We start from the raw sequence: 9,300 nt of genomic DNA on the forward strand, positions 1-9,300 counted from the left end.
ATGTAAAAAATAATACTATAATAATATTAATATTATTTTAGCATAATATATTAACAATTTAATGTAAGGAGTTAGGATGAATGGAAAAAGTAGAAAGTTTTAAGTTAGATCATAATAAAGTTAAAGCGCCATATGTGAGAAAGTGTTGTGTATTAGATGGAGCAATGGGGGATAGAGTAAGTAAATTTGATTTAAGATTTTTGCAACCCAATTTAGAGTCTTTTGGAACAGCAGCAATACATGGATTAGAACATCTATTAGCCACATATTTAAGGGAAGAATTAAATAATATAATAGACTTATCTCCTATGGGATGTAGGACAGGATTTTACTTAATAATGTGGGGAGATGTAGAACCATCGATAGTAAAAGAAGGATTAGAAAAAGCGTTACATAAGGTTATAGACTCAAAAGAAATGATAGCAGCTACTGCTGTTGAATGTGGTAACTATAAAGATTTATCTTTATTTGGAGCAAAGGAATATGCCCAAAAAGCATTAGAAGAAGGATTTTCTTTAAATATCTACGGAGAATAAGATGATAGAAAATATTAGTAAGTTACTTCAAATAGATAAAAAAGAAGTATTAAGATACTTACAGTATAAAAATCAAAACCTAAGTAACAACATAAATGAGGAAATTGATAATTGTATTAATAGGACAAGAGAAATTATAAACCCAAGGTACGTTTTCAGAACTTATTTTATAGAAAAACAAGATATCAATAATAAAAAAATTGTTTATTTAAAAGATTCAAATATAAAATTTGAGAGTGAAGATATATATAGACTATTTGATAAATGTGATGAATGTATTTTAATATCATCAACATTAGGATTAGAAATTGAAAAAGAAATAAGAAAATTAACTTATACTAATTTAAGTAAAGGTTTAATAATTGATGCATGTGCTACAACAGCTATAGAGGAAGTGTGCGATATTTTACAAGAAAATATAGAGCGTGAATTATTGAAAGAAAATAAGCATATAACTATGAGATATAGCCCTGGATATGGGGATTTATCAATTGAAAAAAATGTAGATATAATTAATATTTTAAATAGTCAAAAAGAAATAGGGTTAACAGTGACAGACAGTGGAATTATGATTCCAAGAAAGTCTGTTGTTGCATTAATAGGAGTTTCTAAAAAGGGGATAAAAAGAGAAAAAAAATCTTGTGATAACTGCTCTAATAAGCATAATTGTAAGTATAAAAAGGAGGCTAAAATTTGTGGAGATTAAGGAATACTTAAAAGATAATATATTAATATTTGATGGGGCAATGGGAACGATGCTTCAAAATGAAGGGCTTCCAATTGGAGATAATCCAGAAGTGTTTGGTATGAAAAATCCTGATAAATTATTAAAAATACATAAAAAGTATTTAGAAGCAGGAAGTAATGTAATAACTACTAATACTTTTGGTTGCAATGAACTTAAAGTTACGAAACTAGGATATACGGTGGAAGAGATAATAGATAGTGCTGTTTCTATAGCTAAAAAAGCAATAGAAGAAACCGATAAAACTAAGCCAAGATATGTAGCCTTAGATATAGGACCAATAGGAGAGATGTTAGAACCTATGGGAACTCTTTCTTTTGATAAAGCTTACGATATCTTTAAAAGACAAGCTATTCAAGGAGAGAAAAGTGGAGCGGACTTAATTATAATAGAAACTATGATGGATCTTTATGAAGCTAAAGCAGCAGTTTTGGCAGCTAAAGAAAATACTAATTTACCTGTAATATGTACTATGACTTTTGATGAAAATGGAAGAAGTTTTACAGGATGTTTACCAGAATCTATGGTAGCTACGATTGAAGGTTTAGGTGTAGATGCACTAGGCGTAAACTGTTCTTTAGGGCCAAAACAGTTATTGCCAATAGTAAAAACAATAACAGAAATCGCAAATGTACCTGTTATAGTACAAGCTAATGCAGGTTTACCAGTATTGGAAAATAATCAAGCAGTATATAAAATGACAGCATATGAGTTTTTTCAAGGTGTTAGAGAATTTGTTAAATTGGGAGCATCTATTATAGGTGGATGTTGTGGTACTAATGAAACTTTTATAAAAGAAATATGTGATAATATTGATTTACTAGTTAAGCAAGAACCAAATAGAAAAGAAACTACTATAGTATGTTCATCTGTAAAATATATTGATGTAAATGGGCCAACAATAGTAGGAGAAAGACTAAATCCTACAGGAAGAAAGCATCTACAAAATGCTTATATTACAGGAGACAATGACTATGTAATAAACTTGGCTCTTGAACAAGGTAGGGAAGGTTCGCAAATTATAAATGTGAATGTGGGATTGCCAGAGATAGATGAAGAAAAAGCTATGATTAGGGTCATAAAGGGAATTCAAGAAGTAGTTGATTTACCTTTGCAAATAGATTCTTCTAATGTTAAGGCTCTTGAGAATGGATTAAGATATTACAACGGTAGAACAATTGTAAACTCTGTAAACGGAAAAGATGAATCATTAGAAAAAATTTTACCTATAGTAAAAAAATATGGAGCTTGTGTTGTAGGACTTACTTTAGACGACAATGGGATACCATCTACAGCACAGGGAAGATTTAATATTGCTAAGAAGATAGTTGAGAGAGCTGAAAGCTATGGAATAAAAAGAAAAGACATATTCATAGATTGTTTATCTCTTACTGTTTCTGCTCAGCAGGAAGAAGCCTTAGAAACTATAAAAGCAATAAAAATGGTAAAAGAAAATTTAGGATGCAAAACTATTTTGGGAGTTTCAAACATATCTTTTGGTACACCTAATAGAAGAGCTTTAAATAACACATATTTAAACTTAGCCCTTGGCGACGGATTAGATTTAGCAATAATTAATACAGAAGACAAAAATATGGTTAATTCTATATACGCATATAGGGTAATTAGTAATATGGATAAAGGTTGCGTAGATTATATAAAGAAATGTAGTGATATTTCAGAGGATAAAAAAACTACAAAAAAGAAAAATAATGAAAAACTTACTCTAGAAGATGTGATAGAAAGAGGATTAAAAGAAGAGGCAAAAGGATTAACTTTAGATATTCTAGAGTCAAAAGATGAATATTATGTTTTAGATGAAATATTAATACCTGCTTTAGACAAAGTAGGGGAAAAATATGATAAGGGAGAATTATTTTTACCACAAATGATTCAATCTGCTGAAACTGTTAAAGTATCATTAAACATTATAAAAGAAAGATTAAGTCAAAATAATAGCAATGATGGTTCAAAGGGTAAGATAATAGTAGCAACAGTTCAAGGTGATATTCATGATATAGGAAAAAACATAGTAAAAATAATGCTTGAAAACTATGGATATCAAGTAATAGATCTTGGCAAAGATGTTCCTATTGAAGATGTTGTAAAAAGAGCTAAAGAAGAAAATATAGAGCTTATTGGATTAAGTGCTTTAATGACTACAACGGTAGAAAATATGAAAAAAACTATATCAGCATTAAGAGATAATGGAATAAATGCAAAAGTATTTGTAGGTGGAGCAGTTTTAACTCAAGAATATGCAGATAAGATGAATGCAAATTATTACTCTAAGGATGCGAAATCAGCAGTAGAAATAGCTAAAATAAATTTTAACAGTAAAATATAATTGAAAAAAAATATAATAATATGTTAGAATATAAAGAGCAGTTTATAAAATTTTGAACTTAAAATAAGTAAAAAATATGTTATAAATTGTCTTTATGTGTTAATATTAAATAACAGTTAGTTGATAAATTAATCATTTAAATAATCTATGTATATATTGTGATTATTTGATTCAATATATAGAGGTTAATTAGCAGCTAATCATTAATCTATTTTAGATTAATAAAAATTAAAAATTTCTCGTCAACATAAAAAGAGGCTATTTTATAGCCTCTTTTTGTTGGAAAAATTTAATTGGACTTGTATACTAAAATGCCCAATTACCATTTTTAAATATTTGAATTTCTTCTCCATCATGAGTAGTACCGATTATATTTAAATCTGATGTACCAATCATGAAGTCAACATGAGTTAAACTATCATTTATTCCGTATTTATCATACTCCTCTTTAGGTAAATTAGCTCCATCTTTTATGCATGTTGCATATGCTGAACCGATAGCAAGATGACAAGATGCATTTTCATCATATAATGTATTGTAGAATACAATATTAGTATCAGATATTGGTGATGAATAAGGAACTAATGCAACTTCACCTAGATAATGAGAACCTTCATCTGTATCTATAAGGTTTTTTAATGTTTCTTCGCCTTGAGCAGCACAACAGTCTATAATTTTACCATCTTTAAAAGTTAAAGAAAAATCATCTATTACATTTCCACCATAAACTAAAGGTTTAGAGCTATGCACCACTCCATTTACTTCATATTTATGAGGTAATGTAAATATTTCTTCTGTAGGTATATTTGGATTAAAGTTTATATTATTTGGATCTTTAGATGCTCCACTTTCCCATATATGACCTTCAGGAAGACCTATAGTTAAATCTGTTTTCTCCGATTTGTATTTTAATGTTTTAAAATTCTTTTCATTTAAGAAAGAAGTTCTTTTTTCTAAGTTTGCATTATGCTCATGCCATGCTTGAATAGGGTCTTCTTTATCTACTCGAGTACATTTAAATATTAAATCCCAAAGTTTATTTACAGCCTCGTCTGCAGATATATCAGGGAATACTTTTTGAGCCCAAGCTTTAGTTGGGACAGATACTATACTCCATTTACACTTATCTGTTAAAGTATAAGATCTCCATTCTTTTAAAGCTGCTCCAGAAGATTTTTGATAATTTGCAACTCTTTTAGGATCTACATTTTTAAGTAAATCAGGATTTTGAGCATATATACTTAAGAAAGCGCCACCTTCTTTAGCAATATCTACATATTGATCTGATATCCAGCGAGGAAACTCATTAAATACTTCATCAGGTGCATATAGGTATCTAGCTAACGAGCATTCTTCATCTGACCATTCAACAAACACATTTCTAGCTCCACATTCGTAAGCGCATTTTACTGCATGTCTTACAAAGTCAGCACACTCAATAGGTGTTCTAATAAGAAGTGTTTGATTTGGTTGAATATTAACACCGATTTTAATAGCTAACTCTGCATATTTTTTTAAATTTCTATCTAAATCCATTTTTAACCTCCGTTTATAAAATTTACTAGTAATTCTATTATATCATTATATTATAGTTTTAATCATATCAACAATAATCATACAAAAAGTTGCATTATAGCTAAATTAAAAATATTTTTTTACAAAAAAATCGAACAAAAATGAAATATTATATTTTAAAAAATCTTCAAAAATCTTATAATAAAATAATGAGAATAAATTAAGAAATTGATTACATCTAAAGTAGATATATTTATGATAAAAGATGGGAGATACATTTCAGTTAGGAGGTTATAGATGGAGTTATATGATGCAATTTTTTATAGAAAAACTATAAAAAGTTATTCAGACAAGAAGATAAAACAACCATTATTAGAAGAAATAAAAAAACTATGCTGCAATATAACTTATCTAAATAACGATTTAAATATTAAAGCCCATTTAATTGAAAGAGGACATTTGATACATTTTTCTATAGGTAAAGAATATGAGGTTAAAGCACCTCACTACATTCTTATGACGTCAAATAAAGGTGAAGACTACTTGCAAAATGTAGGATTTGCTATGGAAGAATTAATTCTAGAGTTAACTTGTCTAGGAGTAGGAAGTACATGGTTACAGTGTAAATTAAAAAGGGAAGATGTTGAAGAATTCATGCAATTAGATGAAATAGATATGGAAGAGGAAGACTATGAGGACAAAATAGAATACCCTGTATCATTAATTGCAATTGGTTATCCGGATAAATATGATAGTTTATTTAGAAAAGGTAAAAAAAGTTATAATAGAAAGAAAATGAAAGATATTTGTAAAACTTTTAATCCAAAATGGAATGAAGTTTTTGAAGGGGTAAGAGTATCACCATCTATTATGAATCAACAACCGTGGTTATTTAAAGAAAATGATTATGGATTCGATTTGTATGAATGTTTGCCAAAGAAAAAATATAAAATCGAAGAGGAAAGTAAGATAAGTATGGGAGGAGCATTAAGGCATTTTGATATATGTTGTAAAGAGAATAATTTAAATGTTGAATATGCAAAGAAAACGGTTAATAATAAGAGAATGAAAGAATATTTCATAAGTATTATTGATAAAAATCAAGAAGAAATATAATATGTTAGCTAAAGAATAGTTGACACGAAATAAAATAAATGTAATAATTAGATAAACTTAATTTTAATAAAATAATGGTAATTTATATATTAGTCCAGAGAGGCTAGAATAAATTATTAGATAAATTTTTTAATGATTATAATAAAATGAAAATATAATAAAGTCTTTTAAAATAGTCCAGAGAGGCTGATAAAGATGAAACATAACTAATACGAATTATTTTTATTGTTTAGATTATGAATACAGAATCCTTATACCTCTTTTTGGTGTAAGGATTTTTTTTAAGGCTTTATTAAGAAGGAGTGAATAAAATGATAAATGGAAAAGAAAAATTAATCGTTGCAATCGACACAGGTGATTTTGATAAAGCTAAGGAATTAATAGATCAGTTAGAAGATAGTGTAGATATATTTAAGGTAGGTTTAGAGCAATATGTTGCTACAAGAGGAAAAACAGTTGATTACCTTAAAGAAAAAGGAAAGAAGATATTTTTAGATCTTAAATTCCACGATATACCAAATACAATGAAAAGTGCAGTGAGAGCAGCTGTAAGAGATAATGTATGGCTAATGACAATACATGTTTCTGACTTAGAAGGAATGAGACAATGTGCTTTAGTAGCTAAAGAAGAAGCTGAAAGATTAAATATAGAAAAACCTATAATTGTAGGTGTTACAGTGTTGACTTCATTAAGTAATGAAGACTTACAAGATATAGGATGTAATATGACAACAGAAGAGTTAGTAATAAAGAGAGCAAAACTAGCAAAAAAATCAGGGATAGATGGAATAGTATGTTCTGCTAAAGAAGTTAATAAAATAGTAGAAGTATGTGGGGAAGATTTTGTTACTGTATGCCCAGGAATAAGACCAGCATCATCAAATGCAGGAGATCAAAAAAGGGTAGTTACTCCAACAGAGGCTATTAGAAATGGAGCTAAGTACATAGTTGTTGGAAGACCGATAACTGAAAGTGAAAATCCAAAACAAGCGGCAATTGATATTGTAAAAGAAATAGAAAAAGCTTAGGGGGCAAGGGGTATGAAGGCGAGATTAATTTTAGAAGATGGAACTATTTTTGAAGGAAAGGCTTTTGGATATTTAGAAGATTCTGTTGGTGAGGTTGTATTTAATACTTCAATGACTGGATATGGAGAGGTATTAACAGATCCTTCTTATTATGGACAGATAGTGACGATGACTTATCCTTTAATAGGAAACTATGGAATAAATTTAGAAGATGTACAATCTAGTATGGTATCAGTAAAAGGATTCATAGTTAGAGAAAAAAGTGATGAACCAAATAACTTTAGATGCGAAATGAGCTTAGATGTATATTTAAAGCAAAATAAAATAATAGGCCTTGAAGGTATAGATACAAGAGCTTTGACTAAGATATTAAGAAATAACGGTACTATGAAAGGTATCATAACAATAGATAATGAAGCTAAATTAGAAGATATAAAACATAAGTTAGACGCTTTTGAAAACAATACAGCAGTTATGACTGTATCAAGAAAGCAAGTTGAACATATTGAAGGTAATGGTCCTAAAGTAGCAATAATGGATTATGGTGTAAAACAAAATATAATAGATAACTTTGCTGAAAGAGGATGCGATATAACTATATTTCCAGCCTTAACTTCAGCAGAAGAAGTTTTATCTACTAATCCAGATTTGATATTCTTATCAAATGGACCTGGGGATCCAGATGATTTAGAAGAAATAGTAGAAAACGCTAAACAAATGGTAGGAAAGAAACCTGTAGCAGGAATTTGCTTAGGACATCAAATTTTAGGAAAAGTATTTGGTGGAAAAACTTCAAAACTTAAATTTGGTCATAGAGGTGGAAACCATCCAGTGAAAGATTTTGAAGAGGATAGAGTATTTATAACATCTCAAAACCATGGATATTATGTAAGTGAAGTTCCAGAATGTATGGAAGTAACTCAAATTAACTTAAATGATAATACAGTAGAAGGAATGAGACATAAAGAACTACCAGTATATAGTGTTCAATACCATCCAGAAGCTTGTCCAGGGCCAAAAGATAGCACTTATGTATTTGATAAATTTTTAGAATTATTATAATTGTTTAGATGGGAGAAAAAAGTTATGCCTAAAATAGATAGTATTAAGAAAACATTAGTATTAGGTTCGGGTCCTATTATAATAGGGCAAGCAGCTGAGTTCGATTACTCAGGTACACAAGCTTGTGAAGCTTTAAAAGAAGAGGGAGTAGAAGTTGTTCTTATAAATAGTAACCCTGCAACAATTATGACGGATAAAGAAGTTGCACATAAAATATATATAGAACCTTTAACAATAGAATCAATAGAAAAAGTAATAGAAAAAGAAAGACCAGATAGTTTACTTGCAGGTATGGGGGGACAAACAGCTTTAAATCTTGCTGTTGAATTAAGTGATGCCGGAATATTAGATAAATATAATGTAAAAATAATTGGAACATCTGTTGAATCAATAAAAAAAGGTGAAGACAGAGATACATTTAGAGAAACTATGAGGGAGATAAATCAACCAGTTATAGAAAGTGATATAGTAACTAACTTAGAAGATGGTATTATATATGCTGATAAAATAGGATACCCAGTAATAGTTAGACCTGCGTACACTTTAGGGGGAACTGGTGGGGGAATCGCCAACGATAGAGAAGAGTTAACAGAAATATTAAATCATGGATTACAATTAAGTCCAGTTACTCAAGTTCTTTTAGAAAAAAGTATAAAAGGATGGAAAGAAATTGAGTATGAAGTAATGAGAGATGGTAATGGAAACTGTATAACTGTATGTAATATGGAAAATGTTGATCCTGTCGGAGTACATACAGGAGATAGTATAGTTGTTGCACCTAGCCAAACTTTAAGTGATGTAGAATATCAATTATTAAGAAAAGCCTCTATAGATATAATAAATGCTATAGAAGTTAAAGGTGGATGTAATGTACAGATAGCACTTCATCCTCATAGATTAGAGTATGCAATTATAGAAATAAATCCTCGTGTAAGTAGATCATCAGCATTA

General features: G+C 29.1%; 8 protein-coding genes. 7 read left to right on the forward strand and 1 reads right to left on the reverse strand.

What is annotated here, in order from left to right:
- Positions 1-80 precede the first annotated feature (80 nt).
- From J7G74_RS05605 to J7G74_RS05615, 3 genes are read left to right on the forward strand one after another with little or no spacing between them, the layout of a single operon-like run.
- Positions 81-536, forward strand: coding sequence for an S-ribosylhomocysteine lyase (locus J7G74_RS05605; protein ID WP_297132923.1), 456 nt, complete (start codon positions 81-83; stop codon positions 534-536).
- Between the two features lies 1 nt (position 537).
- On the forward strand, positions 538-1,242 hold the full coding sequence (locus tag J7G74_RS05610) for a vitamin B12 dependent-methionine synthase activation domain-containing protein (RefSeq protein WP_297132925.1): 705 nt from the start codon (positions 538-540) through the stop codon (positions 1,240-1,242).
- Positions 1,232-3,628: a homocysteine S-methyltransferase family protein gene (locus J7G74_RS05615; RefSeq protein ID WP_297132928.1), complete on the forward strand. Its 2,397-nt coding sequence runs from the start codon at positions 1,232-1,234 to the stop codon at positions 3,626-3,628. Before J7G74_RS05610 ends, J7G74_RS05615 begins: the two co-directional genes overlap by 11 nt.
- Positions 3,629-3,934: 306 nt before the next feature.
- Here J7G74_RS05615 and J7G74_RS05620 read toward each other — a convergent pair whose 3' ends face one another.
- On the reverse strand, positions 3,935-5,164 hold the full coding sequence (locus J7G74_RS05620; protein WP_297132930.1) for an aminopeptidase: 1,230 nt from the start codon (positions 5,162-5,164) through the stop codon (positions 3,935-3,937).
- 276 nt (positions 5,165-5,440) lie between these two features.
- Between J7G74_RS05620 and J7G74_RS05625 the strand changes: the two genes are divergently transcribed.
- From J7G74_RS05625 to J7G74_RS05640, 4 genes are all read left to right on the forward strand, one after another.
- On the forward strand, positions 5,441-6,259 hold the full coding sequence (locus tag J7G74_RS05625; RefSeq protein WP_297132932.1) for a nitroreductase family protein: 819 nt from the start codon (positions 5,441-5,443) through the stop codon (positions 6,257-6,259).
- A gap of 311 nt (positions 6,260-6,570) precedes the next feature.
- Positions 6,571-7,287, forward strand: a complete 717-nt coding sequence (pyrF, locus tag J7G74_RS05630; protein WP_297132935.1) for an orotidine-5'-phosphate decarboxylase — start codon at positions 6,571-6,573, stop codon at positions 7,285-7,287.
- Between the two features lie 12 nt (positions 7,288-7,299).
- A complete protein-coding gene (gene carA, locus J7G74_RS05635; protein WP_297132937.1) occupies positions 7,300-8,349 on the forward strand; it encodes a glutamine-hydrolyzing carbamoyl-phosphate synthase small subunit in 1,050 nt (349 codons plus the stop codon).
- A gap of 24 nt (positions 8,350-8,373) precedes the next feature.
- Positions 8,374-9,300, forward strand: a 927-nt coding sequence (locus J7G74_RS05640; protein ID WP_297132939.1) for an ATP-binding protein, incomplete at its 3' end; no start/stop codon positions are given.

It is taken from the genome of Terrisporobacter sp. (assembly GCF_017888745.1).
Lineage (GTDB): Bacteria > Bacillota > Clostridia > Peptostreptococcales > Peptostreptococcaceae > Terrisporobacter.

Bases quoted from the DNA above. Each gene is read 5' to 3' on its own strand.
- J7G74_RS05605 (WP_297132923.1), top strand. From the start codon at position 81: ATGGAAAAAGTAGAAAGTTTTAAGTTAGATCATAATAAAGTTAAAGCG.
- J7G74_RS05610 (WP_297132925.1), top strand. From the start codon at position 538: ATGATAGAAAATATTAGTAAGTTACTTCAAATAGATAAAAAAGAAGTA.
- J7G74_RS05620 (WP_297132930.1), bottom strand. From the start codon at position 5,164: ATGGATTTAGATAGAAATTTAAAAAAATATGCAGAGTTAGCTATTAAA.
- J7G74_RS05625 (WP_297132932.1), top strand. From the start codon at position 5,441: ATGGAGTTATATGATGCAATTTTTTATAGAAAAACTATAAAAAGTTAT.
- pyrF (WP_297132935.1), top strand. From the start codon at position 6,571: ATGATAAATGGAAAAGAAAAATTAATCGTTGCAATCGACACAGGTGAT.
- carA (WP_297132937.1), top strand. From the start codon at position 7,300: ATGAAGGCGAGATTAATTTTAGAAGATGGAACTATTTTTGAAGGAAAG.